Annotated in this window: 20 protein-coding genes; 10 read left to right on the plus strand and 10 right to left on the minus strand. The window is 54.1% G+C overall.

Annotation, left to right across the window (positions count from 1 at the left end; translation table 11 throughout):
* The first annotated feature begins 25 nt into the window (after positions 1-25).
* Together C5Y96_RS08785 and C5Y96_RS08790 are read left to right on the plus strand one after the other, a co-directional pair.
* Positions 26-640: a DUF6677 family protein gene (locus C5Y96_RS08785; protein ID WP_105352145.1), complete on the plus strand. Its 615-nt coding sequence runs from the start codon at positions 26-28 to the stop codon at positions 638-640.
* Between the two features lie 27 nt (positions 641-667).
* Positions 668-880, plus strand: a complete 213-nt coding sequence (locus C5Y96_RS08790; protein WP_196782201.1) for a hypothetical protein — start codon at positions 668-670, stop codon at positions 878-880.
* Here the strand turns inward: C5Y96_RS08790 and C5Y96_RS08795 are convergent.
* Complete coding sequence (locus C5Y96_RS08795) at positions 831-3062, minus strand: penicillin acylase family protein (RefSeq protein ID WP_158261145.1); 2232 nt, start codon at positions 3060-3062, stop codon at positions 831-833. The genes C5Y96_RS08790 and C5Y96_RS08795 overlap by 50 nt on opposite strands.
* A 237-nt stretch (positions 3063-3299) precedes the next feature.
* Between C5Y96_RS08795 and C5Y96_RS08800 the strand changes: the two genes are divergently transcribed.
* From C5Y96_RS08800 to C5Y96_RS08810, 3 genes are read left to right on the plus strand one after another with little or no spacing between them, the layout of a single operon-like run.
* Positions 3300-4307, plus strand: coding sequence for a carbohydrate ABC transporter permease (locus C5Y96_RS08800; RefSeq protein ID WP_105352150.1), 1008 nt, complete (start codon positions 3300-3302; stop codon positions 4305-4307).
* Positions 4307-5683 carry an extracellular solute-binding protein gene (locus C5Y96_RS08805; protein WP_105352152.1) on the plus strand — a complete coding sequence of 459 codons (1377 nt, stop codon included), beginning with the start codon at positions 4307-4309 and terminating at the stop codon, positions 5681-5683. The genes C5Y96_RS08800 and C5Y96_RS08805 overlap by 1 nt, the downstream gene beginning before the upstream one ends.
* The gene (locus C5Y96_RS08810) at positions 5680-6501 is read left to right on the plus strand and encodes a carbohydrate ABC transporter permease (protein WP_105352155.1); all 822 of its coding nucleotides are present in this window, start codon (positions 5680-5682) and stop codon (positions 6499-6501) included. The genes C5Y96_RS08805 and C5Y96_RS08810 overlap by 4 nt, the downstream gene beginning before the upstream one ends.
* A 409-nt stretch (positions 6502-6910) precedes the next feature.
* Here the strand turns inward: C5Y96_RS08810 and C5Y96_RS08815 are convergent, their stop codons facing one another.
* Entirely contained in the window at positions 6911-9184 is a 2274-nt protein-coding gene (locus C5Y96_RS08815; protein ID WP_105352157.1) for an efflux RND transporter permease subunit, read from the minus strand.
* A gap of 107 nt (positions 9185-9291) precedes the next feature.
* Here C5Y96_RS08815 and C5Y96_RS08820 point away from each other — a divergent pair, with 107 nt between their 5' ends.
* The 3 genes from C5Y96_RS08820 to C5Y96_RS08830 all read left to right on the plus strand — a co-directional run bounded on the left by C5Y96_RS08820 (position 9292) and on the right by C5Y96_RS08830 (position 14263).
* The gene (locus tag C5Y96_RS08820) at positions 9292-10611 is read left to right on the plus strand and encodes a hypothetical protein (protein ID WP_105352159.1); all 1320 of its coding nucleotides are present in this window, start codon (positions 9292-9294) and stop codon (positions 10609-10611) included.
* Between the two features lie 226 nt (positions 10612-10837).
* Positions 10838-13843: a hypothetical protein gene (locus C5Y96_RS08825; protein WP_105352162.1), complete on the plus strand. Its 3006-nt coding sequence runs from the start codon at positions 10838-10840 to the stop codon at positions 13841-13843.
* Between the two features lie 27 nt (positions 13844-13870).
* Entirely contained in the window at positions 13871-14263 is a 393-nt protein-coding gene (locus C5Y96_RS08830) for a diacylglycerol kinase (protein ID WP_105352165.1), read from the plus strand.
* A gap of 431 nt (positions 14264-14694) precedes the next feature.
* Here the strand turns inward: C5Y96_RS08830 and rplU are convergent, their stop codons facing one another.
* From rplU to C5Y96_RS08865, 7 genes are all read right to left on the minus strand, one after another.
* A complete protein-coding gene (gene rplU / locus C5Y96_RS08835) occupies positions 14695-15009 on the minus strand; it encodes a 50S ribosomal protein L21 (RefSeq protein WP_105352167.1) in 315 nt (104 codons plus the stop codon).
* 225 nt (positions 15010-15234) lie between these two features.
* Positions 15235-16935 carry a ribonuclease E/G gene (locus C5Y96_RS08840; protein ID WP_105352383.1) on the minus strand — a complete coding sequence of 567 codons (1701 nt, stop codon included), beginning with the start codon at positions 16933-16935 and terminating at the stop codon, positions 15235-15237.
* Between the two features lie 627 nt (positions 16936-17562).
* A complete protein-coding gene (gene ptsP, locus C5Y96_RS08845) occupies positions 17563-19299 on the minus strand; it encodes a phosphoenolpyruvate--protein phosphotransferase (RefSeq protein WP_105352169.1) in 1737 nt (578 codons plus the stop codon).
* 52 nt (positions 19300-19351) lie between these two features.
* Positions 19352-19648, minus strand: a complete 297-nt coding sequence (locus C5Y96_RS08850; protein WP_105352172.1) for an HPr family phosphocarrier protein — start codon at positions 19646-19648, stop codon at positions 19352-19354.
* Positions 19649-19745: 97 nt separating this feature from the next.
* Complete coding sequence (locus C5Y96_RS08855) at positions 19746-20222, minus strand: PTS sugar transporter subunit IIA (protein ID WP_105352174.1); 477 nt, start codon at positions 20220-20222, stop codon at positions 19746-19748.
* A 100-nt stretch (positions 20223-20322) separates the two neighbouring features.
* A complete protein-coding gene (gene hpf, locus C5Y96_RS08860) occupies positions 20323-20664 on the minus strand; it encodes a ribosome hibernation-promoting factor, HPF/YfiA family (RefSeq protein ID WP_233198888.1) in 342 nt (113 codons plus the stop codon).
* A gap of 419 nt (positions 20665-21083) precedes the next feature.
* Entirely contained in the window at positions 21084-22868 is a 1785-nt protein-coding gene (locus C5Y96_RS08865; protein WP_105352176.1) for a hypothetical protein, read from the minus strand.
* Positions 22869-23398: 530 nt separating this feature from the next.
* Between C5Y96_RS08865 and C5Y96_RS08870 the strand changes: the two genes are divergently transcribed.
* On the plus strand, positions 23399-24763 hold the full coding sequence (locus C5Y96_RS08870) for a BBP7 family outer membrane beta-barrel protein (protein WP_105352178.1): 1365 nt from the start codon (positions 23399-23401) through the stop codon (positions 24761-24763).
* Between the two features lie 138 nt (positions 24764-24901).
* On the opposite strand, the gene C5Y96_RS08875 is transcribed toward C5Y96_RS08870, so the two are convergent.
* The gene (locus C5Y96_RS08875; RefSeq protein WP_105352180.1) at positions 24902-25807 is read right to left on the minus strand and encodes an HDOD domain-containing protein; all 906 of its coding nucleotides are present in this window, start codon (positions 25805-25807) and stop codon (positions 24902-24904) included.
* Between the two features lie 374 nt (positions 25808-26181).
* Here C5Y96_RS08875 and C5Y96_RS08880 point away from each other — a divergent pair, with 374 nt between their 5' ends.
* Positions 26182-26454: a hypothetical protein gene (locus tag C5Y96_RS08880; protein ID WP_105352182.1), complete on the plus strand. Its 273-nt coding sequence runs from the start codon at positions 26182-26184 to the stop codon at positions 26452-26454.
* Positions 26455-26465: the final 11 nt, after the last annotated feature.

Consider the following 26465-nt stretch of genomic DNA (forward strand, 5'->3'; position numbering starts at 1 on the left):
AGAAAATTCTTACCGGTTTAACTCTATGTCGAATGATGCCGGGTCTGCTTCCCCAGCAGCGGACCAAGATCCTTTCGCCCCTATCCCAGTGGATCTGAAGAACCCCACGACCGCCATCTTCCTGGCATGGTTAATCCCCGGCGCGGGACACCTTTATCAGGGTCGCCGCGGTAAGGGGATTTTGTTCTTGGTTTGCATTCTTTCGATCTACTTCCTAGGCCTGTCGATGGGCGGAGGCCGGGTTGTTTACGCAAAATGGGACAATGAAGAAAAGCGACTTCCCTTGATCTGCCAGCTGGGCGTTGGTCTTCCCACGCTTCCGGCGTTGGCCCAATCGCTTCTCGTCCGCCAGAAAATGGATCCAATCGAGATCGCCGGCGTCCGCTTCATGGCACCACCGATCGATGGCGAAATGGCCGAGCTACATCGTACATACGGCTACCTGTTTGAGATGGGTACCCTGTACACAATGATCGCAGGGCTACTGAACGTGCTGGTGATTTACGACGCCGGAGCAGGGCCTGTGTGGATGGTGCCTGATTCGGAAAGAAAGAAGAGAGCCAAGGACGAAGACGAAGACGATAAGTCCGAGCCTGGTGTGAAGAAATCCGAGTCGAAAGAAAGCTCCGCGTCCGCCTAAAACGCCTACCGCAAGAGAGTGTCACCCATGTTCGATCTCATCCTGTTTGCCATGTTTCCAGGCGCTCGGATGCTGCTTTACGCCTTCCCTTTGATTGTGGTGGTGAGCCTCGTTTATGGTGCCACACGCCACGAATTGTGGCCGGCCATTCTGAAGCATGCCTGGGACACCGCCGTGTGGATCCTTGGTTTTATGGGGGTGGTATTTGTGGTGATTCTTCTGGCAGGCTGGTCTCTGTAGGTTTCCACCTGGGAGCAAGCTTCTTGTATTCCCCATCCATCCAAAGCGGCACGTCGCTCTTGTAGTACCAAGAGAAGCGACTTTCACATGGCCCGCCCGGCAAATTTGTCCAGGCTTCGTCCGTATTCATATCGGTGACGAAGTGGTAACTAGGTGCAAAGGTCGACTCGCGAGTCGCCGTTTGCAATACGTGCCCCTGGAACACCGTCGCATGGCACCCAGGCATCGGATACCTGGGACTATCAAATCCCAGCAATCGTCCTACCTGACCGCCGCCAAAGAAACGATCGGTGAAGTGAAAGTTATTGAATTCGCCCCAGTTCATTTCTGGTTCTAACAAAGCCTTCTCGCCAGCCGTACGAATCATCTCTCCCTTGTCACGCGTCTGCCACCAGAGAGAAGTCTCCTTCTTCAGTATCTGGTCGCAAGCCGCGATAATCATGCTCGAAAACCCCGCGCGTGTGACCAGATACAACGTGCGCCGCGGCCCCATTCCTCGTTCATGGCCGAAGATCTCCAGTAGCGTGTTTCGATAGAATCGCTGAAATAAAACCGCTTCGGTGCTATCGGGTTCATACCGGTAGTCCCAACCAGCCAACTTTTCTTTGAGCGTGTCGGATGCGTAAGGCAGCAAAATCGGAAGGATCTCACGTGCCTGAATACTCAACAGATCGTATTGCAGCGTCTGCATTTCTTCTGGGGTGATTTCACTCAGTTCCTCTAATCGTTCGACAATCCGCCGCTTCCGATAGTCAGGCAACGTCTGGCTGACAAACTGCGGCTTGCCCGGCTCATTAATGTTTTCATTTGCCGTAGCGATAAAGCCGCACTCCGGATTGTAGATGCGCGGCAACTTATCCGTGGCAATCGCGCCTTGCCAGTGATTGCGAGCATCCCACGCCGCTACGGGACCAAGGCCAGACACCTCGTTCCGGCGACGGGGGAATCGTCCGTTGCCTTGCATGCCGATGTTGCCGTAAATGTCGCTGACCACCCAGCAAAGTGTCGGCTGAGGACACTCCCTGGCAACATCCAATGCCTCCGCGGCATTTCCGGCCTGCAGCATATCGAGCCACGAGGCGATCGCCATACCAGAGTGCGGAAATGATCCGGTCCACGCCAATGAGAAATAGTACCCATCGCCAAACTTCTCTGGATCGACCTCCAGGGCACCTTGCGGGTTCTCGAACACACGCATCGTTTCCGGTGGCTTACCCTTGCAACCGATCGCCTCTTCACGAATCTGATAGTCAATCCAATCGTCTTCGCGACGGTACTGCCAGTTTCCATCTTTCGACTTGCGAACATCTTCAATGAAGAAATCGGTCGTATCTCCTTTCATGTAGGTGACACCCCAACTGACCTTCTTCGTGCGTCCTACGGCAAACAACGGGCAGCCTGGCAGCGTTGCTCCGATTGCGTAGTTTCCGTTCCATTTCAGTACCGCTTCGTACCAGATCGCCGGTAGACGATTGGTTTCTAAATGCGGATCGGAGCAGAGCAGGGGACCTCCACTTTTCGACTTGGAGGGCCCGACGACCCAAGCATTGCTTCCAGCCAAACGCGGCAGATCCATCAACACTTCCAGTGCTTCGTCCGACATGCGGCGCACGTGATGAACTTTCTGCACCAGATCGAAATCGACGTGTTCTAACCGGCCAGGAAAGAGCTCCCGTAGCGCCGCCTCATCACCGCGGGCCTGGATAAGCTCGATAACAATCCGCTCGTTTTCTAGCTGGCTAACCGCCAAGCCACCAAAGCTGAGCAAGTTGCCAATGTACAAAACGGAAACAGGCTCCCAGGGACTGGCCTCAAACCCGATGGCCCACATCGGCAAAGTATGCCCCACAGCTTTCATCGCGTCGTTCACGCCAGAGCAGTAATGCTGGACCTGTCTCTGCGTTTCTTCGGGCCAATAGTCACGCTCTCGTGGCTGATTTCGGTGCAGTCCAACACGACGAAAAAAACGATCGGTCTCCAATAACTCGTCACGGGCCGCAATCGTTTCCGCTGCCTGCCCCGAGGCGATTGCCCGGGCAAAAAGAATCTGCGTTAGCCGATCAGTGGCATGCATATACCCCAGGCCGTACAGGGCGTCATCGAGGGTCTTGGCGCTTACATGGGGTACGCCCGCATCGTCACGCTCAATCGAAATATCTCTCGCTAAACGGGGGAATTCCATTCGTTCTCGATCCGTTTCAACTGGCCCAGCCGCTGATCGCGAAAAGTTCATGAAACCAATAGCGGCCTACTGACATCGTAGCATGGTTCTGCACCCCGTTTGTCGCCGAGGCCTAAATGTGGCATCGTAAGGGATACGTCACTCACGTATGTTCGGAATAATCCGACACAGATTACCAGTACGACGACAGGGAATCCAGAAATTCATTCCCCTCTGAAAAACGGCACGAATTAAGTTTTGCGACATCAAGCGGACACCTCCGGTAGCGCCGAAACGGCATCGCGAGAATCGCGTCGCCGATGGCGTTCATGGTTTACCGCAGCCGGCTTTGCAGGTCCCTGGTTGTTGGGACTCTTAGCATTGTTCATCTATCCCTTTGTCGTTTCGCTGTATTGGAGCTTTTGCCAGTACGACTTAATCAATCCTCCACGATTCGCAGGGCTCGATAATTACGAGCAGTTGGCTAGTGAATTCGCTACCGGCACCGGTATTGCACATGCATTGTGGAATACCAGTTACTACGCCCTGATCTCGGTGCCACTGTCCATCGTTTTGGGGGTAGGCTTGGCGACGCTTCTTTCGTGCGATATCCGTGGGCAATCGATCTTTCGCACGCTGTTTTATCTGCCATCGGTTATTCCGGTAGTCGCTGCCAGTATCTTGTGGATGTGGCTGCTGAATCCGGCCGATGGGCTGGTGAACTCGGTCCTGGGCTCGCTTGGACTTTGGCAACCGCAATGGTTCGCCTCGCCGGCCGAGCTAGTTTCGCCTGATTCCTTTACGGAAGCGGCGTGGGCCAATAACTCTGCGCCAATCGGCTCGAAGGATGCCCTCATTCTGATGAGCTTGTGGGGTATGGGCAATTTCATGGTAATCTACCTGGCGGCAATTGGTGACATTCCGAAATCGCTTTACGAGGCAGCTCGGATCGATGGAGCTGGCCCCATCCGTCGATTCATCAATATTACTCTGCCGTTATTAACGCCTATCATTTTCTTCAATCTCGTGATGGGCCTGATTCAATCGGTGCAAGCTTTCACGCAGATTTATATCGTTAGCGAGGGACGCGGTGCTCCGGCTGACTCGACCCTCGTCATTAGTTTGCACCTGTTTCTCAGTGCGTTTCAGCACTTGAACATGGGTTACGCTTCGGCAGTGGCGTGGCTGCTGTTTGTCTTGCTGGGGATTGCAACCTGGTTCTTGTTTACAACATCGCGGCGCTGGGTCTACGAGGGGGTACGCTGATGAATACCTACTCGTCGATTCGCGGGATGCTTGTCATCGCTTCACTTTTCGTACTTGCGATTGGCCTTTTAGTTTCTCAGCAACTTCTGACCGCGAGCGATACCCAGGTACCTGACGAGCGTGAAGAGGTCGTCTTCTGGCACTTCTGGGGCGGGGCCGACCGGGCGATTGTCGAAGATGTCGCCAGACGATTCAACGAGTCGCAGAACGACTACTTTGTGCGTCCTATCGCTATGCCCGGAAATAACCTCGACCTGAAGTTCTTCCTAAGCGTCACCGGTGGCGATCCGCCTGACCTGCTGAACATAGACGACCCCGTGATCGCCGACTGGGGACATCGCGGGGCAATCCTGGCACTAGATGAAGTGGCCACGCCAGATGAAGTCGAGCGACTTGAGGCGTGGCTTTTCCCGGCCGCGCGCCGGCTAGTTACCTATCAAGATCGCCTGTACGGCGTACCTAATGGCCTCGATATCCGAGCGCTGTATGTCAATAAAACAATGCTCGCCCGCTACGGACTTTCTCCACCGAAGACGATCGCGGACCTGGACCATATCGCTGAAACGATTGCTCCGCCTGGACAGCCTGCTGCCTTCCAGCATCATGGCTACCTGCCGGACTCGCGACGCATTTGGGCTTGGGGCCCCGTCTTTGGCGGTCAATTCTACGATTCTAGCGATGACCACGTCACGTTAACGACTCCCGAGATCGAGGCCGCGCTGAAGTGGATGGTCAGCTACCGTGACCGCTACGGCCCTTCCGAGATTGCGCGCTTTCGACATGGTGACCAATCGCTTCCAGGAAAAACTTTCCCGCTGTTCGCCGAGCGATATGCAATCGTCATGGATGGGCAGTGGCGCGTCCGCGATATCCGCGCGTTTCAGAAGTCGCAGGCAGACAGGCGAGAAGAAGTCGCTCAGTTCGATGCAATTCCATTACCGATGCCACCTGGTGGCAAGCCAAACGCCGGCTGGGTGAACGGTAACAACTTTGTGATCCCACAAGGAGCGAACGCTTCACGTGGGGCCTGGGAGTTCATCAAGTTCTGGTGTGGCTTCGATGGACAAGAGGCATCCGCAGCCCACACTTGCGTGGCCGGCGGCTGGATTCCCGTTTCTCAGCACGTGGTGGATGAGCCATCGTTCCAGGAGTTTCTGGCCGAGGAACCCCTCTTCCGCACGTTCATCGAACTCGCCGGCAGCGAGAATCAATATCCGGTTCCTGTCATCCCTGGGGCTCCGTACTTCAACAACGAGATCAAAAATTTGGCCGAATCCGCGATGTCGAGTTCGACCGAGCCTGATCTTCCCCAAATGCTGAAAGAGGCAGAGACCAGGATCCAATCGCACATAGATCGCGCGAGGAACGAGCAATGACCTGGCTGCAGAAGTCGACGATCTACGTGCTACTGATCTTCTTCGCGGCGATTTACAGTCTGCCGCTGCTGGTGATGCTCTCGGGGTCGCTCAAGTCTCCCACCGAGATTCAGGCAAACCCCAACCAATTGATTCCGCAGTCGTGGCAATGGGAAAACTACGTGGCGGCGATCGGGGCGATGCCTTTCTGGCAGTACCTTTCCAACACGCTGGTGCTTTGCCTGGGATCCGTCGCCGGAACGCTCCTTTCGTGTTCGATGGCGGCCTACGCGTTTGCCAAGCTGAAGTGGTGGGGACGCGATAAGCTATTTGCCGTGCTGATTGGAACAATGCTGTTACCCTGGCACGTCACGATGATCCCTCGCTTTTTACTCCTCCGAGAAATCGGTCTCTACAACACTCTCGGGGCGTTGATCGTGCCGACATTTCTGGGAGATGCATTCTCCATTTTCCTGCTGCGGCAGTTCTTTCGCACGATTCCGGAAGAGATCAGCGAGGCTGCTCGGATCGACGGGCTCTCGGAATGGGGCATCTATTGGCGGATTATCCTGCCCATGTCGGTGCCTGCCCTGGCGACCGTTGGCCTGTTTCAATTTGTGGCCGCCTGGAACGACTTCAGTGGTCCGCTCTTGTTCTTAAGCAACAAAGACAAGTTCCCGCTGGCATACGGTCTCGAGCAGTTTGTCAGCAGCTACGCCGACCAGACCCACCTGCTGTTGGCAGCGGCAACACTATTCACACTGCCAATCGCGGTTCTCTTCTTCTTCGCCCAGAAGACGTTCCTGAAAGGAATTGCCACGACAGGGCTGAAAGATTGACGCTAGAGAAGATGGTTCAAACCACCCAATGCACGCACAAGCCTTCAATTCGCTTGGGCGCGCAGAAAGAAATGCCGCTGCCCGATTAACTTAGGCAACGGCGGAATTGACGGGGTGGGCAGTTGTAGGGGAGACACGTCCTAGGACGGCTCACCGCAATTACTTCTTGCGATGACGGATCTTTGCACGCATACGTCGCTTCTTGCGTCCAATCTTCCGTCGACCCTTACCAGTTTTCTTCGTTCCCACGAAACTCTCCGTTACGTATCCGCTATTAAACTAAGTCAAAAATCCCCAGACGGGGAAATGAATTCAGGTGGAAACCGCGTATTCTACCAGAGAGTCCGCCACATTGGCAAGCAAGCCCCGGCGAATCGACTAGATGAAACCGATTGTTGGCAAATCAAACCTATGATTCGGTCCGTCCGATCACCAGGAGCTTGATCGATAGGGGCAAGATAACCAGGTTTCCGACAAGCCCCCCCAGCATGGTCAGCCCTACCAGCACGCCGAAGTAAATGGTAGGCACAAAATCACTTACGCACAGTACGCTGAAACCAGCGATAAGCGCAAACGTGGCGAAAATAACCGCTTTCCCTACGCTTTGCTGCACCTCGACCAGCGCCTGACTGGGGGTCATCCCACTGGCAATGCTACGCTGGAAACCATAGATGTAATGAATCGATGCATCGACCCCTAGTCCCATCGAAACCGCCGCGATCATGGCTGCTCCCATATTGATTCGGTAGCCGAGTAAACCGAAGACCCCGGTTACCATCAAAATGGGGAGCACGTTGGGAATCAGGGCCAGCAAAGCCATCTTCACGCTACGAAACGCGAGCGTCATTGTTATTCCGATACCCACGATCGCCAACGCGAACGATTGCCACTGGTCGCGGATCAGGCTGTCAATGAGATGGGTCAGTAGCACAAAAAAACCGCTGACAATCGGCTCGCCGTTGTGGACGGCATTCTCTTGCTCCTTATCCACCGTCTCGGCTGCGGTTTGCTTTTCTGCGTAGTATTCCGCCACAACACGTCGCACGGCCTCAATCGTCTCTTGTTTGGTCTGAGCGTCTTGCCGTTCCTTCGAGAGTAGCATGATTCGGAACCAATACTCGTCTGGGTTTTCGGGGTCCTGGGCGTAGAGCGAATTGAGCGTCTCCGGCAACTGGGCATGCAGCGATTTCATACCGACTCGCATCAGAGCGAATTTTGGAAGTCGGATGAAACTCTTCTTCTCGGCAGCTTCCATCATCGCCGAGACCACATCGGCCAGACTTAACACCTTCGATAGTTCTGGAACTTCCGTTCGAAGGCGATCTTCTAGGTCCTGGACTTCCTGGATGTACTCCCAGGTCAGGTGCTCTGGAGCCGGAATAGCGACATCCCACACACCGGCACCACCCAGTTCATCCTCGACAAACGCATACGCCTGGACGATTGGCGTGGTATCACGGAAGTTCTTCGTGAAATCACTTTCGACTTGCAGCCAAGCAGCTCCTCGCAGCGAAACAGCAAATGCAAATAAAATCACACAGGTGAGGATCACATGCTGATTCACGATCGAGTTGATCGTTCGTGACAAGCCGGAACTCAGCTTCGCATCTCCCCAGGGACTAGCCGGATCAACCATCCAAGGACTGCCAGCCAGGACAAGCCCTGGCAAAAACACCAAAACGGCTGGCAATACGAGCATGGCTCCTACGGCCATCATGATGCCAAAATCATGCACTGGTCCAACGCTGGTAATCAGCAGTGCTGAGAATCCAACCGCGTCGGTCGCACATGCCCAAAATACGGGAACCAATAAGTACGAAGACGCAGACGCCAAGGCATCCTTCGGGTCTTGCCCTTCGTCGCGATACTGACGGAACCGCAGGATATAGTGGACGACCGTAGCGACGCCAATAACAGTCACAATTGCCGTGAGCATTGAACTCACCATGCTCAGTTGCAAACCACTGATGGCCAATGCTGCATGGGTCCATTGCAGCGTTACCTGAACGACGACGATCGCGATTACCATCCAGCGGAGGTTGCGAAATACAAGCAGGATTACAGCCGCTAGCAGCAGGGATGTTGCCCATCCCAGTCGATCCCCATCCTCCTCGACGTACTTGAAACCATCGACAACCATAACTGGCTCGCCGGTAATCATTCCTCCAGGAAGCTGATCAAAAATCGCCCGAATCTTACTGATCAGTTCGATGCGACTGTTGGTCGATTCACTTTTCGGGGTCAGTTGAATTGGCAAAGCAACGATGTTGCCTTGTTCGTTGTGTGTATAGCCTGCGAAGAGTTCCTTCAGCTTAATGCCCGCGTCGGACGCAGGATCGAGCACGAACCCTCGTGTCAGATCGCGATCGAGGGTTAGGACTTCTTTCACGCCGTCCAGTTGTTCGATCTTTTTACGCACCTCGCGCACGCGATTCAGGCCGCTGCCGTCCTCGGCAAACAAATGGTCGTCCTGGTAGACGCCAAGAATGACCTCGTTGCCGCCGAAGATTCGATTGAATCGCTCGTGCGCTTGAATGAGGGGATCTTCCGCGGCAAACATGTTCTCGATAGAACGATCAAACGAAAGCCCTTGCCCGAGATAGACGGCCCCGATCGTCAGGGCAATTCCGATAGCCAAGAGCAGCCAGCGTAGGGCGATCCATCTTTCGAATAGTTTCTTCACTACGATTCCTAGTTGGGGGCCCTCATCGTCATCCGGGTGCCGCGTCTGGTATATTCTACGAAGTCCCCCTGATCGTACGAGTCGGCTTCTAATGATCGGTCACCGAGATGGATTCTACGAGCGATGCCTCTCCTACTTCGCCTCGTCGCGAAAGCGTCTGGTTTGATTGGCAATGGTACGCCATCCTGGTCGTAGCGTTGCTGATCCGGGGCGGTATCGGGTATCTGCAGTACGAGAATTTTTCTCAGGATCCCGACAGCTATCGACGGCTGGCCGACAATATCGTGCGCATTCACTCTTTCACACTGGACGACCCTGCCGAACCAACCGCATTTCGGCCTCCCCTTTATCCGCTACTTCTGGCGATCACTAGCATTTCTCGCCATATTTTGCCCAGTGAAGTATTGCTGCTGCACGTTGTCTTGGGTGTTGTTACGGTGGGCCTCACCTTCTTTTGGGCTATTCAGATGGGCCTGGAGAAATGGCGAAGCATGGCCGGCCTGCTGGTGGCCATCGACCCCATCCTGCTGAATCAATCGACCCTTGTGATGACCGAGACGCTGGCAGCCTGCCTGGCAATTTTGGCGTTGGTTGCTGTTTCGTCGCTGACCGCGAAGAACCTCTCCAACGACTCCCAACGAGGTAGCCGCGATGCCACCATTAGCGCCGTGAATATCGCCGGAGCGGTCGGACTTGCCATATTTTGTCGCCCTACATTTCTAGTCTGGGCGGCACTGCTGCCCATCGCGATTTGGTTTTGCTGTCGCGGTTGGAAACTCCGACTGTCATCGGTGCTGGCCTACGGCTTAACGCTTATGTTCCTACTGGCACCCTGGGTCGTTCGTAATCTACTTGTGTTTGAAGCTCCCGTACTGGGGACCACCCACGGCGGACACACGCTGCTTTGGGGAAATAACGAGTCGTATTACGAATACCTAAGAAGTGGCAGCTCGCCGGTTTGGGACAACACCGAGTTCCATCAGCGATTTGCCCGTCGCAACCCCAATCTGGGGACTTCCGCTAGCGAGCTAGCTCGCGACAGAGCCGCGTACCGGGAAGCGATCGACACGATGAAACAGAGCCCGGACATGGCCGCTTATAGCGCGTTGGTTCGTTTCACTATGTTTTGGCGATTGTTACCCAATGCCCTTTCTGAAGATGAAACTGGTAAGCAAACGCTCGTCCGTTACACAATCGGCGTGTGGTACCTGGTACAGCTTGCCCTGGTAATCTCTGGACTTATTGCCCTGGGCAAGGACCTCTCGAAGCCTGGCTGGATTGCGGCATTGATGCTGCTAGCAAGCTTTACGCTGGTGCATCTCTTCTTTTGGAGCAACATGCGAATGCGTTCGCCACTGGTTCCGATTCTAGCCGTGCTAGCTTGCGCAGGAATCGAGTTGATCTGGAATCGGCTGGCTAAGCGGTAATCAGGCCGAAGCTGGCTTGCTCTGGTCTGGACGCATCCCTATAATCCGCCCCGCTTTAAACCCTCGGGTTGCGAAGGATTACCTCGCACGCGGCCTGAGAATTACCTACAAGTCAGAGTCAACCGGCAAGGAAGCCAGGACCCTGTTTCCCCCTCACAGGACAAGTCCGAAGACGCGCCAGTCTAGTACCTGGTGCGGTTTTGCGTGCTTCACGCGTGCGCTGAAGATGTGCGCTGCGTGGATTGTGCTTGGGCTCTTATCGGCAACTTCCAGCGCCGAAATTCACCTCCCTCAATCCGACGCGACACGCCCGATCTACGTCCGAGCCAACGACGCACGGCATTGGCAAGATGGCGAACAAGAGGTTTGGATCCTTCGCGGCGATTGTGAGATTGTCCAAGACAAAACGGTGCTAAAGGGAAAAGACGCTGTCCTGTGGATCGAGTACGCGCAACCATTTCGTCTGGTCCCGCACAAAGTCACCGTTTACCTCGAGAACCAAGTCAACGTTTCCTACCGCGATGCCGATACCGGCCAGGTTCAACTGCAAGACGCCTCTTGGCTAGGCCAACTTTATACGACCTCACGCATTCAACTGCCTGTCGATCCGACCAAGGCTCCTCCAGCGGTTGCTCCAGCTATCTACCATCGAGGCCGTAACGCACAGCCCTTGGACGAAGGTTTCGCCCCCAAAGAACCTATCCAGGCACCGATCCAGCAAATTCAATTCGAAGCTGGTCAGCCGATGCCGCCTGCGATTTCGATTGCCCAGCCGCAAATTCGCGTTCGTCTCCTGCAGCGATACTCGAACGGCTACCAGCTCGAAGTCGATACCGATCCCAACACAGGCGAAACGATCGCCAAGTTCGACGCCGGCATGAACTTGATCGTCGAGGGACTCGGCGAACTGGATACCGTTAGCCTTCTTGCCGACCGAGCCATTGTCTGGTCGAAAAATGGCATCGAAGGGCTGACCGGCCCCGAGGGGGTCACAGGGGACGGTGCTTATGAACTGTATCTGGAAGGAAACGTTGTCTTCCGCCAGGGCGAGCAGGTCGTCTATGCCGAGCGTATGTATTACAACGTCGCCGAAGAATACGGCACGATCTTGAACGCCGAACTGTTGACGCCAGTTCCGGAATACCAGGGTCTGGTTCGCTTAAAGGCCGATGTCCTGCAACGCGTGAATCGCGAGCGATACCAGGCGTTTGGTGCGGCCATAACGACCAGCCGCATGGGTGTACCTCGCTATTGGTTTCAGTCGAATCTAATCGAGTACACCGACCAACAGTCGACCGTCATGAATCCCATTACCGGCGAGGCCCAGATCGATCCCCTAACGGGGCAACCGAAGATCAACCACAAACGCCTCGCCACGTCGCGCAACAACACCCTGTATTTCGGTGAATACCCAGTCTTTTACTGGCCGGTGCTTTCCGCCGACATCAATGATCCCGTTTTCTATCTGAATAAAATCAGCTTCAAGAACGATAGCGTCTTCGGGTTCCAGGTCCGCTCCGAATTCGACAACTACGAAATCTTCGGTATCGACGAACCCTGGGAAGGTACCGAGTGGGTCACCGACCTCGACTATCTATCGGAACGAGGGGTGGGTGTCGGCACTCGTTTCAACTTCGATCAGACCTATTTCCCATTCTTCAATAATCCCGCAACCGGTTTCCTGGATGCCTGGGGCATCTACGATACCGGCACCGACAACCTTGGGGCCGATCGGCGCGACCTCACGCCCGAGACGGACCTTCGCGGCCGTGTCTGGGGACGTCACCGCCAGATGACCTTTTTCGACTGGCAATTCACCGGCGAACTCGGACTGATTTCCGACCGCAATTTCCTTGAGTCTTACTACGAGAAGGACTGGGACACTCAGAAGGACTTTGACACGTCGTTCGAGTTGAAGAAGCTGGTCGACAACCAGAGCTTTAATATCTATGGCTCGTCGCGCGTGAACGACTTCTTCATGCAGACCGAGTGGATGCCTAAGCTCGATCATTACATGCTTGGACAACCGCTGCTATTCGATCGATTAACTTACTTCTCGCACTCTTCGGTCGGCTATGCCCGGCTCAGACCTTCGACCGCCCCAGAAGACCCAGCCGACGCAGCCACCTATGCTCCACTTGCCTACGAAGTGGATGTGGAAGGCCTGGTAGGCAGCACGCGGCAAGAAATCGATCTGCCCATGGAATTGTTCGGATCGAAAATAACGCCGTATGCGTTAGGGGACGTCACCTATCAAGGACAAGACATCAACGGCAACGACCTGCTTCGTGGATATGCCCAAGGGGGTATTCGTGGCAGCATCATGGCCTGGAGTGTCAATCGAGACGCACAAAGCCAACTGCTGAACATTAATGGCATCGCCCATAAGGTCACGCTCTACGGCGATCTCTACTACGCCGATTCGAGCCAGGACCTTTCTCGCATGGCAATCTACAACAATATCAACGATGACTCGCAGGAGGCCTTTCAGCGTCGGTTCAAGTTCAACACTTACGGTCTACCGGCTGGCACGCCTGTGCCTGACGCCGTCGATCCGCGCTACTACGCGTTTCGCACCAACCAGCAGGGCTGGGTGACATCTCCGGTGGGTGAAATCGCCGACGATGTCTCAGCAGCCAATCTGCAGTTGCGGCAAACCTGGCAAACCAAACGCGGCGGCCCCGGAAACGAGAAGATCATCGACTGGATTCGGTTTGATGTCGGCGGCACCGTCTTCCCTGATGCCGATCGAGACAACTTTGGCGAGACCGTGGGCCTGTTGAACTACCAATTCAACTGGCAAGTCGGTAATCGCTTGAGCGTTTTCTCCAACGCCTTCTGGGACCTGTTTGACGATGGTCTGCAAACCGTTACCGTCGGCAGCTATATCAACCGTACACAGATTGGCAATCTATACGTCAGCTACACTAATACGATCCAACCATTCGAGTCGCAGTTGATCATTGCTTCGCTGCAGTATCGCCTAAGTGAAAAGTGGTTCGGCGGCTTGGGCACTGCCTATGACTTGAAAGATAATACCAACCTGGGTCAGAACATCTTCCTGACGCGAATTGGCGAGTCGAGCTTGTTTACCTTGAACTTCAATGTCGACAACAGCCGTAACAATGTCGGCATCGGCATCAACTTTGAACCTCGGTTCTTCGCGACCGGACAATACAGCAAGATCAACGGCGAGCCCCTGCCACCACTGGGTGCCTACGGGCTCGAGTAATACGTTCGCCAGAGGATCAGATCCGCGATGAAGAACGAAATGACCCTTCGCGGCTGGCTTCGCAAGTTCGGCCTGGCTTTCTCGGGACTCGCATGGGCCATTCGCAACGAAGGCAGCTTTGCCGTTCACCTACCAGCGGCTGCCCTTGCCTTCTCAGGAGCAGCACTGCTGCAATTTGATTACGGCCGCTGGGCGGTCTTAGTACTGACGATTGGTGTGGTCATCGTCGCCGAACTGTTTAACACGGCCCTTGAGTGCCTGGCCAAAGCGGTTGATGACCAACCAAATGAGCACATCCGCTTGGCATTGGATATTAGCAGTGCGGCTGTGCTGAGCAGTAGCCTGTTCGCCGTTGGTATTGGCTTCTTTCTGTTCTGGCAACCGTTCTGGTTCTGGTGGAGTCCACCGCTGCCAAACTAACCAGTGGTCAGTATCACCTTCAAGAAAAACAGTACCCTGCAGTAGGGTGAATACTGCAGGGCACTGTCTAAGTAGCAGTCAAGCAATAGATATTTGCTAAGCCGAGTCCATCCCCAAATAGTTACCTGACTGGTTTCAACATCCTGCTGGATATCGCATGGTTGCGTGTGGGCTAATGCGACACGGTCTGCCGGTGACCTGTCGAAAAACTAAATCCATCATGTTTTCGATTGCTGCCCCAGAGGAAGTTCCCTCTCGCATGGGGAACAACTTATCGATATTGATTTGATTTGCCTAGTCTTTTTCTGAAAATTCTTAACTGTAGCTGCATCAAGTCTTTCGAATCACCAGAACCTACCTAAAAAGCGCATAAAGAAAGCCGCAAGGAACATACCTGCGGCTTTCTTATTGATGCTAATTCGCGTAGTTACTTAAGCAACGATCTCGTTGATCTTCACTTTGGTGTAGAGCTGGCGATGGCCAGTCTTACGCTTGCTGTTCTTACGGCGGCGGAACTTTTGAATGGTCAGCTTTTCGCCTTGTACGACGCCCAGCACTTCCGCTTTGACCGAAGCGCCATCAACAGTTGGCTTGCCGATTTTGACACCGTCTTCGCCCGACACCAACAGAACGCTGTCGAACGTCAACGCATCGCCTGCGCTTGCCTCGAAGCGGAAATCGATCCGCAACTCTTGGCCTTGTTCGACTTTAATTTGCTTACCGTCTTCTTGAATGATCGCGTACATCCGATTGAATCCAATCGAGTTTTATATTTCTGAACGGCCCCTAGCGGGGCGAATGACTTCAGGGGAAACCACACAATTTACCGGGCGAAGTGGTAACTGTCGAGGGCGCGGAGGCCGATTTCTTGGAAGTTGACCTCAATGCTTGTAAAGCCTGCTATCGCTCGGTCATATCAAGGCGAGGCAAACGAACCATGCCTCACCCTTAACTTATTGCAGCAAATGGACTTACCGACGTCCATTCCGGGAGGCATCGTGCGGGTCGGTCATGTAAATTCGGCGACCTTCCGCATCCTTGCATTCCACTTCGACATGCTCAGGGAAGACCGATTCGCTGCCGATGATATGCACAACCACCCGGTTATCGTCTTCGATGACCGCTATCTCTCGGCGCTTCTTATTGTTTAAGTAAGCCGCCACTTCCTCGTTTACCCGGCAATTGATCTGGCTGGCCTTGGGCTGCTGGGCGGCAGCAATCAGGACGCGGGTCACCTCAATCGCCATGCTCTCAGACGACTTTACGACGCCGCGGCCGCTGCAGCATGGGCAATCGCGGAAGATGCTTCGCTTGAGGCTTGGTCGAACGCGTTGACGCGTCATCTCGATCAAGCCAAACGGGCTCGTTCGCAGGATCTTTGTCCGGGCTCGATCTCGCTTGACGGCATCCTTCAGGGCTCGCTCGACGTTGGCCCGATGCTTTTCACGTCGCATGTCGATAAAGTCGTTGACGATCACACCACCCAGGTCGCGTAGGCGAAGCTGGCGAGCGATTTCTTTGGCCGCCAGCAGGTTCAGCTGGTAAGCGGCTTCTTCCGAGCTGCCATCGTAACGGAAGTTACCGCTGTTCACGTCGATGGCCACCAAAGCTTCCGTCTGATCGATGACGATCGAACCGCCACGAGACAGGGGAACCTCGCGCTGGTGAATCTTGGCGATTTCCTCGTCCAGGTTGTATTTGCGGAACAGAGCTTCCTTGGCATCGTGTCGTTGCAAACGGTCGACAAACCGCGGCATAACGAGCTGTAGGAACTCCTTCGCGGCTTCGTATTGCTCTTTGCGATCGATATAGATCGCATCAACATCCGCGGCGAAGATATCGCGAATGGTGCGAATGATCATGTCGCTTTCTTCGTAGATCTCGCACGGGCCGGTCGACTTCTTAATACGGCGAACAATCAATCGCCACAGGCGAAGCAGGTAAGCCATGTCGCGCGACAGGTCTTTCTTCGTTCGATCTTGCCCAGCAGTGCGGACGATAAAGCCCAGCCCCTTCGGTGGATCGAGATCCAAAAGCGTGCTACGCAAACGACGACGAACCTGGTCGTCTTCGATCTTGCGAGAAACACCAACCCGACCAAGGGCCGGCATCAGCACCAAGTAGCGGCCTGGAATGCTGATATAGGTCGACAGGGTTGGCCCCTTGTTACCGATCCCTTCCTTGATGACCTGTACGAGGACTTCGTCACCTCGCTTGAAGATCTCTTGGATCGGCGGTTTGACTCGTGGGCGAGCGCCCGGACGCTGCCGACGACCGCGTCGCTGCTGAGTTTTGGTTCCGCCACTTGATGGGGCATCCTCGTCACTGTCGTCAACGTCAGCGTCATCGTCGTCTCCGAAGTCACTGCCGAATCGCGATGCGGCCAGATCTTCGGGGCGATCGTACTGAGCAGCCGGATCGTAACCGCCTTGGCGGAAGTACTGCGGCTCGACGTCGCTGATGTGGAGAAAGCCATTCTTGCCGACACCAAAGTCGACAAACGCTGCCTGGATACTTGGCTCGAGATTGACGACGACACCCTTGTAGATGTTGCCGACAAAATTTTCCTGGCTGGTCCGTTCCAGATAGAACTCTTCCAGAATTCCATCTTCCACGATCGCAATCCGGCATTCCTCCGGCTGCGATACGTTGATCAGCATCTCTTTTTTCATGAAAAGCTCGCTTTGGTGCATGGGGCCCTGACCGCGAAAGCTTTTTCTCGAAATGGATGGTATCGACTGAGGTTGCCTCGACGGTATCTTACGACATACGTCGAGCCCGGTCCGGATCTTCTACTGCGGCGGCTTAAAAGCTACCTGGAGTGTTTTCACGCGGCTTGTCGGGTTGTCCAACAGTGTGTTCCTTTTGAGGCAACGATTCAGAAACGGCGATCTATTGCAAAGTGACCGCAGGAAAAGGGATCTCGCACGATTTACTTTCCACATCTTCGCTGGGGAGCTGTTGTCTTACTTCGCCCTGTGTTGGCGATAGTTGGCTCGGGCGGTTAGTGGCTATTTCGGCGTGTCCTCTTCTCACTGACTTTCAGCATCTTGGCTTGGGTCAAATACTTGTCGCTGGTCTCTTGGAATCGGCTCGTTCCCGTGACAGGCTTTTTAAAAGTCCCTGCGACGGGCGCGGTTGCCCTAGTTTCGATAAAAGCGTTCTTGCCTTGGACCTGTGTCAAGGGATCCGGCGAATTACGATTCACCGGAAAATTATTCTTCTGTGATTTGTCTATCTGGCCCTGATTAACAGAACCTTCTCATTCGGGCAGTCGAGTGCATCTCCACCCAACGGCTTTAAGCATCATCGGGAAACAATTGCCGTAAGTGCTCTCGTAGCAATCGTTTAATTTCCCACGCGTTGTCCATGTCTCGTACCCGAGTCGCCAACTCTCGACATTTCTGAGCGGAGACGGTACGGCATATTTGTTTGATTTCAGGAATCGCGCTCGGCGTAACACTCAAGCTACGCAAACCCATGCCAATTAGCAACATGGTGTAAACAGGATTCCCCCCCATTTGGCCGCACAGGGTGACACCGATATTCCCTTCATGAGCCGAATCGACCGCCATCTGAATGAGTCTCAGAACGGCCGGATCACAGCTATTGTAAAGGGTTGCCACGTCTGGGTTATTGCGGTCCACCGCTAATGTATACTGAACCAAATCATTGGTTCCAATACTAATGAAATCGATTTCCTGAGCGAATCTGTCCAACATGACGACGCTCGATGGGACCTCAACCATAATGCCGACTTTGAGGTCTCGATTGAAGGCAATCGACTGTTCTTCGAGATCTTCCATCAAGTCCGATAGAAGCATCTTTGCCTGGCGAAGCTCATGCAGGGTGCTCACCAAAGGGAACATCACGGACACGTTACCCAGCACGCTGGCCCGCAGGATCGCCCTGAGCTGGCGGCGAAACTGGTCGGTGTTTCGCAACGAGAGCCGAATGCTTCGCAGACCAAGAAATGGATTCTGCTCTGGCGGGTGTTCGTCGCCAAAGATCTTATCCGCACCTAAGTCCAAAGTACGAATAACGATAGGACTTCCCTGCATGTCGCGAATGACCTTGGAGTAAACCTGATAGTGGTCTTCCTCGGTAGGCTCGCTATCTTGTCCCAGGTAAAGGAACTCGGTCCGGTACAGCCCCACACCACTGGCACCACGCTCGATACAGGCATCGGCCTCGTGCGGAAACTCGATGTTGGCCATCAGCGTGATCGTCTCACCATCGGTCGTTACCGCAGGGAGATCACGCAGGCCACGAAGCTTGATTTTGGTCTGGCGCTGCTGCTCGACTTCTTTCTCGTACCGTGCGATCGTCTCTTCGTCAGGCTGGACGATCACTCGCCCTTGATGCCCGTCGATGATCAAGGTTGTGTCGGTTTGAATCTCGCGAAGATGGGCCCCGACACCGACCACCGCCGGCAATTCCAAAGCCTCGGCCACAATCGCAGAGTGACTACCTGGCCCACCCACTTCGGTGACGATGCCCCGAATGTTAACCCGGTCCAAGTTGGCCATTTCGCTGGGGGTCAGGTCGTGCGCAATCACGATTGATGGCTGCTTAGCGGCCAGCTTTCGCTTGGCATCCGCTCCGAACAGCACGTTGAGCAAACGCTGTTCAATATCGCGAAAGTCCCCGGCCCGTTCGCGCAAGAATGGGTTCGGAACGCGTTCGAAGAATTGGATATAGCGAGCAAACGACTGCGAAACTGCGTATTCCGCCGTGTAATGACGATAGCGAATCGAATCGATAAGTGATTCGTTCAACTTTTCGTCGCGAACCATCTGCAAGTGGGCGGAGAAGATCGCCCCATACTGATCTCCCAGTTCCGTGGCGACTTCATCTTGGCTGGCCTGGATTTGTTCGGCAACCAAGTCCATCGCACTTGCCAGACGCTTGAGCTCCGCGTCGACATTTGCCCGCGAGATAAAGCGGCGAGTCACCCTCGGTTGCTGGTCGTCGACCACCATGGCCTTCGCGATGGCCACGCCGGGTGAGACCGCAATCCCTTGGAAAACTCGCATCAAGATGGACTCGCTTTAGTTAAGATGAGAACGCCTGAGAAGACGTACCGAATCAGGTTTCGTTCTCTTCATCATCCTCTTCGATGAAGCGTTTCACAACATCCACCAGGGCATCGGCAGCGGTTTCCGCGTCAGGGCCGGTAACGATAATCGTAAGCTCGGTCCCTTGCTCAGCGGCTAAAGTCATCACATCGAGGATGCTTTTACCGCTTACCTTCAAGCCGTCACGAGTGATCTCGACCTGGGACTGATACTGCAGCGCAACCTTGACGAACATGTTCGCAGGGCGCGCATGAAGCCCTTGCCGATTAGGTACGACTACTTTTCGAATGATGGATTCATCGCCCATCCGAACATTGCCCCGTATGATGGAAAGTCGCGAGGAATTCGGCCCGATGCCCCGCTTCGAGCCGACTCGACATCTCCGCCAAGGAATGATGCGACTTTTAGCTGCCGAACTGGTTATTGTCCGCTTCGTCCAGCAGCGTCTTGATGTCTTCAACAGACTTCGACTGCTTCAGGAACTTACAGAACATATCATCGCGCAGCTGACGCGAAATGTTTTCCAGGGCTCGGAGATGGTCTCCGGGACGATCCGGAGGAGAAACCAACAGGAAGAACAAGTGAACCGATTCACCATCCAGGCTGTTAAAGTCAACGCCTTCCGAGCTGACACCAACGGTTCCGACCAGTTTCTCGACGCTGGGATGCTTGGTGTGAGGGACGGCGATACCACGGCCGATGCCGGTGCTGCCCAGTTCTTCACGCTTTAAAATGGCCTTGATGATGCTCTCGGCGCTGTCTTCCATAATGTCGCCAGACGCCACAAGGCTTGCCGCCAATTCGCGGATGACGGCCTCTTTATCTTTCGACTCTAATTCCGGCTTGATTGCCTTCACACTGATAAAATCGGCAAACTTCATTAGCTAGGTTCCTTTTCATGGTGGACCGGGCCGGTAACAAGTCGCTGCAAAGACTCGGTGCCGAATGTCCAGCGTAGTTTCGCCAGTGTGGTCGCTGTTTCTATCCCTCGAAGTTCGTTTCCGCGTCGGTGGCGGGCTGCCCCTTGCCACGATGCGCCTTCAGCTTCTCTTTGTGCTTACGGAGCTGCTGTTCCATCTTGTGGATGGTGCTGTCCAAAGCTGCCAGCAGACTTTCCGCTTTATCAGTTGCCACAAAGTCTTCCGTCTTCTCGGCCGTGACACGCAATTCCACGTCAGGCTTATCGGTATGTTCGAGGTCGATCGTCACTTCCACCGCAGTGATACGCTCGAACAATCGATTCAACTTAGAAACTTTCTCAGTGATCGTTTCTTGAGAAGCAGGACTCAAATGACCGTGGCGTGTTGAAATATTGACTTGCACGTATGAAATCTCCTGACGGGACGATCCGGCTAAGTGGGGCTAAAGCTCGACATATCGGTTAGCTAACCAGACGTGACGACGGAGAGGTAGCCCCCGTTTCATCATGGATGCTATAGCGGAAACCTCTCAGTTTACAAGCAAGCGAACTGGCTGACAAATGGAGCCACTACCCGTTTCTGACCAATTTTTGAACGTTTTTCATAAACGGAGGAGTACTAATTGGCATTCTCAGACCATCCGTTCGCTGCCTACGATCCCCCCGAGAAGGCGATAGGAGGACGCAATCAAAGAGAGTTCGCCGCTAATCTCAGAACAACGGTGGGCTTGCCGCCAGCTGAAAATAAGTCAACCACGTCGGCATTTCGCTGGCTGAGCCGGTGCAACCAGCGTAGCCTATCGGCAGACTTTTCCCTTAAATTCTACCGTATTTGCTGCTGAGAGAGCTGAAACTGGGCCCAAGCTTGCACAGCCGGCTCGGGATGCCGTAGCAGTGTTTCCAGCTGCGTACGGGTTTCGTCCGTAAGCTGGTCGTCGGAAAAACCGCAGATCAACCGATAAATCAGAGAAGCGTACTCGCGATTTTGCTCGGCGAGTGTGCTCTTTAGTTCTCCTGCCAAAGATGAGTCTTGTGCCACCAGACGCTGAACGTCAGCAAAGTGCTGTTCTAAGACTTGCCGGTCATGAAGCTGGCACCAGGCATTGGACCACGCATCGACGTGTCCCAACTGGGCCAGTGCCATCGCGGCATCAAGACGATGATTGGATCCGCCCGAGGAAAGCGAATCTTTCAGCCAGCGAACCGGTTCGTTCGAGAGTTGCATGGCGTCAGGCAATGCCATCTCCGAAGACTCATCCATGATGCTCTTTTCGCCGCCACGAACTCCAGAATTCATATTGGCGATGATCATCTGTCCGTCCCCCAGCGGAATAGGACCTCGGCAACCGGGAATCGTTAATACGGCTTCTCCAGAGATACCTTGGAACTGCACTTCCTGATTCTCGGTGGTAGAGGCAAAGTCGAGTCCCCGGGAAGCAACCGCTTTCGTAGATACTGCCAGTCGAACCGGATGGTTCGATGCCGCAACTTTTATCCGCTGGTCAGCAACTTTCAATGTCAACTCTTGGCCCAATTCCATACTTAAAACACAGGAGCCATATCGGAGCCTAATGCTACTGTCTTCATTCCAGTAAATCTCGGAGAGTTGCCCCACCTCGAGTTGCAGACCATCGAGATTCACTCGAAGTTGACCACCAGGGACCACGACAACACGCCCGGTATCGAGTTGCTGAAAGTTCCCTGCGTGCCATGTTTCCTCAAGAGATCCCTTAACCAACGTTCCCTTGGCACTTTCAACGTTCCATCGCGTGACGCTTGCGATGGCCTGATTAGCAGGAACAGGCACATGAAATGCCGTCGTGGCAACTTCCGGCAGCAGGGCAGGCACCTCTTCTTTGGATAGCGCTGACTCAATTTGCGACACCGAGCCGTCCTGGAAGACCAGCGTTTCCGGAGGCTGTTGCCTCAACGGAAGTGGGCGTACGTCTTGCAACTCCGAATCGGTTTGTGATTTGGCTTGCCAATGCTGGGCAATGATCGACTCAACTTTGTCGCGGTTGATCGCGACGAATGTGACCAAGGCCAAAACGCTGGCGGCGAGGAAGGATAGTTGAAATGCGCCACCGATCCAACCTGATTTCGCTGGCGTGGGTGGAGTGGAAACAGCTTTCTCGGCCAATGGCTTGCTTGGCGGTGCTGATTGATAGGCCAATGCCGGGAGCTCGATCGCAAGTTCATCACCTGTATCGGCAATTGATCCTATTGGCCCTGGAATGATTGCGTACAGACGCTGACGCAGGGCTGGCTCGGTCGGGGTTGGTGTCGAGAGCCACTGGGAAATGATCTCATGACAGGAAGCCACTTCCGCGAGCAGGCGATCCGATGCGAAACATTCGTTCTCGAGCTTGACCACCTCGTCAGACGGCAGCGTGTAGTCCAGATATCGCGTTACTTTTTCCAGGCAAACCGTTCCACGTGCCTCGATTGCCAGTGGAACGATTTCACGCCGTGCTGCCCGATCTTTCAAGTGACGCAGCAACTGAGCCACGAACGGGCTTTGTTCGATCTTCTGAGAGATGAGTTCCGCTTGCTGCTCATTCAACAATCCATGCTGATGAGCGAGCAACGTTCGCAATGTCAGGCGCATCCGTTCCCCTGGAATTGGCTGGGCGTGCTCGCAGTGTCTTCCATTTACGCAATAGAACAACCCGGCGAATAGTACCTCGTCGACAACCATTTACCCAATAGCGTTTTACGCGGGGAAAGATGCCGACAGGCTCAGCGAAATCCAACTATCTTTTTCAGCCCGTTTTTTTTGACAAACCTTATTTCGAAGCGTATTTCTTAACATCCAAGTTTTCTGTTCCCATATCTACGGGCAGTTCAGCAGCTTCCATGCATGGCTGAACATGGCTAGCGGTCTAGTGCTAGCGATTAGCAGGGTTCTGCGACGACCATCTACTGAAAAGTCATTTTGCTTTAGAAAACCTGCTATCAAGGTCGCTAGCAGCTGTCGATGAATGCTAACGGTCACACGGTTGTGACCACGTGCGGCACGGTAGCCGCGCGACGCAGGAAGCCAGAGTGTGGAACGGAAGCCAGTAACTCCGCATCGTTTGGCAGCTTTGAGGTTCGTCACCTCGACGGGTCCAAAGCAAAGTCGTGGAGCATTTTGTCATGAAGACGTTTCTTTTAGTACCTGGTACCTTAGCTGGATTGCTAAGTGCTAGCGCATTGTTCGCCCAATCTCCTGGCGAAGCCTATCAATCGTCGGCATATCGCCCTGGGGCGACCTACTATGCCGAGCCGAGTGCGCCCGCCAAGTTGTGGTCGCAACCAACCGCGAATGTAAGTTACAAACCCGAAGCCAGTCTCGAACCTATCCAGGGAGACAAGGCTTACATGGATGCCCTCGAAGGCAAGCCAGAAGACCTGGGTCCACCTACGATGCCTGGCATGGAGCAGTCGCTCCTTTCGTCTGGCAATTGTGATTCAGGCAACTGCTACGGTGGCGATGTGTACTCCGATTGCTGCATGCCTTGCAACCGTTGGTTCGCTTACGGTGGCGCACTGATCATGAACCGCGACCTCGAGAAAGAGGTTTGGTTGAGCTATGACGACGCTGATTACGGTCGTCAGGTAATGGGCACGCACGATGCCGGCATGGACTGGGCAGGCGGTTACGAAGTTCGCCTGGGCAAGTACACCGGTTGTGGCACCTGGGCCTGGGAAGGTGTGTTTTGGGCAATCCGCGACACCACCGAATTCCAAGTCAACAATACCCAAGTCACCGGCAATTTGAATACGGTTCTGGAAGACGCATTCCAGGGTCTTTCGTACGACAGCGGTGGTGGTCTGGCGAATATTGAAGACTACTACAACAACGCCTTGAATCACCGTCTTCGCCGTACTTCGGATTTCTACAATATTGAACTGAACTTGTTCCAAGATCCAACCATGTACTCTTGCAACTCGGGTTGCAACAGCTTCTCGGTTGGCGTCCTGGGCGGTGTACGCTATTTCCGATTCTCTGAATCGTTGTCTTACTCCGCAGACACCGTCGACTACAGCTATACCGGCCAGGTCGACGAAGTCAACTACGATATTGACGTCTCGAATAACCTGATTGGTCCGCAGATCGGTTTCATCGGCAACCTGACGCACGGCTGCTGGAATGTTCACCTGGGTACTAAACTTGGTATCTATGGAAACATTGTTACGCAAGATTCCGAACTGTATGGTTCCAACGGATACGCTGTTGTCGACAATGCCCTTAGTCCGAACAATGGCCAGGAATTCAACCTGAGCAGTTCGCGTGGTCGTGTTACCTTCCTGGGTGAACTCGATCTGGGTGTCGACTACAAAGTCTTCAACTGCCTGACATTCACTGGTGGTTACCGAGCTCTCGCCGTCAGCGGTGTTGGCCTGGCAGCTGATCAAATCCCGCAGAACTTTGAAGACTTCGCCGTCATCAACAACGTGCAGGCTTCGAGCGACGTGATCCTTCACGGAGCATACTTCGGCGGCCAGTTCGTCTGGTAAGCCACAACGTTCACGACCTGTTATGCCAAACAGAAAAAAGCCGTTCCCACGGGAACGGCTTTTTTTAGTTCTTGAACCAACCTAGGTACTTACTGGATCGGGGGCGACCAGAAATGAAACTAAGTCATTGTGCGATGCTTAGGTCGCGGCCTTTTGCAGGCTTTGATTGTACAGTTCGACAAGCGTGACCGACGGGTTGGCCAGCTTGAGAACCGGAGCGAACTCTTCGTAATCGGCATCGACCTTTTCCAGGGTTTCAGAGATCGACGGACCGCCCTTCATGACTTTCTCGTAAGCCGACTGAAAGCGTTCCAATTCCTTCCACGACTCATCAGCGGTTGCCGGCAACAACGCCGAGAGGGCAACGGCGACACGGCCGGGGTCTTTTTCAGGTGCGGCCACGTACTCTTCCAAATCCAGATGCGATTCAATCAACTCAGCGAAAGCTTCTGGCAAGCTCCAACCGCGAGCGATGACACCGCCTGCCTCTGCATGGGTCCAACCGAACGTTTCTCGTTCCAGGTCGGAAATACGTGCTTCTCCTTCGCCTCGGCCTTCAATCAGTGACCGGTACTTATCACCGAGTTCTTTCGCCAGCAGTGGCACGGCCATGTCTTGTAGCAATGCGGCGGCAAACAGGTCTTCGGCGTCTTTCAAACCTAGATGCTTGCCAACAGCTCGGGCAAACAAACCTCGGCGGAGAGAATCTTGCCACAGGCTCTTGAGATCAAATGGCCCACTCTTTGGGTTGGGCATCAAACTGAAGACGGCACTCCAAAGTGCGAAATTCTTGATCGTGCGAATTCCAACGAGAGTAATGGCAAGCTTGACGTTGGAAATTTCCCGCGAGAATCCGAAATAGGACGAATTTACGAATCGCAATACCTGTCCAGTCAGTCCTGGATCAGCCTCAATCGGTACTGCAAATTCCGCTGGGCCGTTCTCTGGGTCTTGAGCGAGTTCGAGAAGGCGAATAGCACTTTGCGGCAAAGCTGGCAATTGGGCCCCGGCCAGCAGGTCTTTCAGAGAAGTATTTTGAGTCATCGTGATTCTCATCCCGTCATTTCTGGAAGCGAAAAGTTCCCCCGGTCGCTCTGTTTGAATGCAGACCGCACGTGAAATAAATAGGTCACGGCACACCTCGGGGCAACTTTCGATTCGGGAAGATTGAGCTTTCATGGAAATCCGTCGGTATCAATGACGCATCGTGTTTCCATAAAGCAACATCCAGCGACGATCCCATGTGGCGAGAACACCACAAAACGACTGGTTCCGGCAAACCGCCGCATACCGTAACCACCTAACGGCAAAGGAATTAGAAACACCACCTAGCGAATCGAAAGTCTGCGGCACATCCCCTGCAAAACAGAAAAGGGACAACTTCATCCTTCTCCTGATTTTGCAGAAACGAACTTCCCGTGATTCGCATGATTCTCTGGTTTTTTCTGGTGCTTGGGGCAATCTGGATTGCAACATCCATGGTTCTGCCTACGCCTGGCCCAGCTGCCCAGCAGGAAGTGACGGTCGTCTGGCGACGAACCAACCAAGGATGGCTACGTGCCGAGAGCTGGCTCGTAACAAAAGACTATCTCTATCAAGAGCCGAAGCCACCGCTTTATCCGATGACGCTTCTGCCGATCATCGTTACGCTGAGCGTGGGAGCTTTGGTTCTAGGCCAGCCCCGAGATTAAAGCGTCACTTC

Origin of the sequence: Blastopirellula marina, from assembly GCF_002967715.1 — a bacterium.
Lineage (GTDB): Bacteria > Planctomycetota > Planctomycetia > Pirellulales > Pirellulaceae > Bremerella > Bremerella marina_B.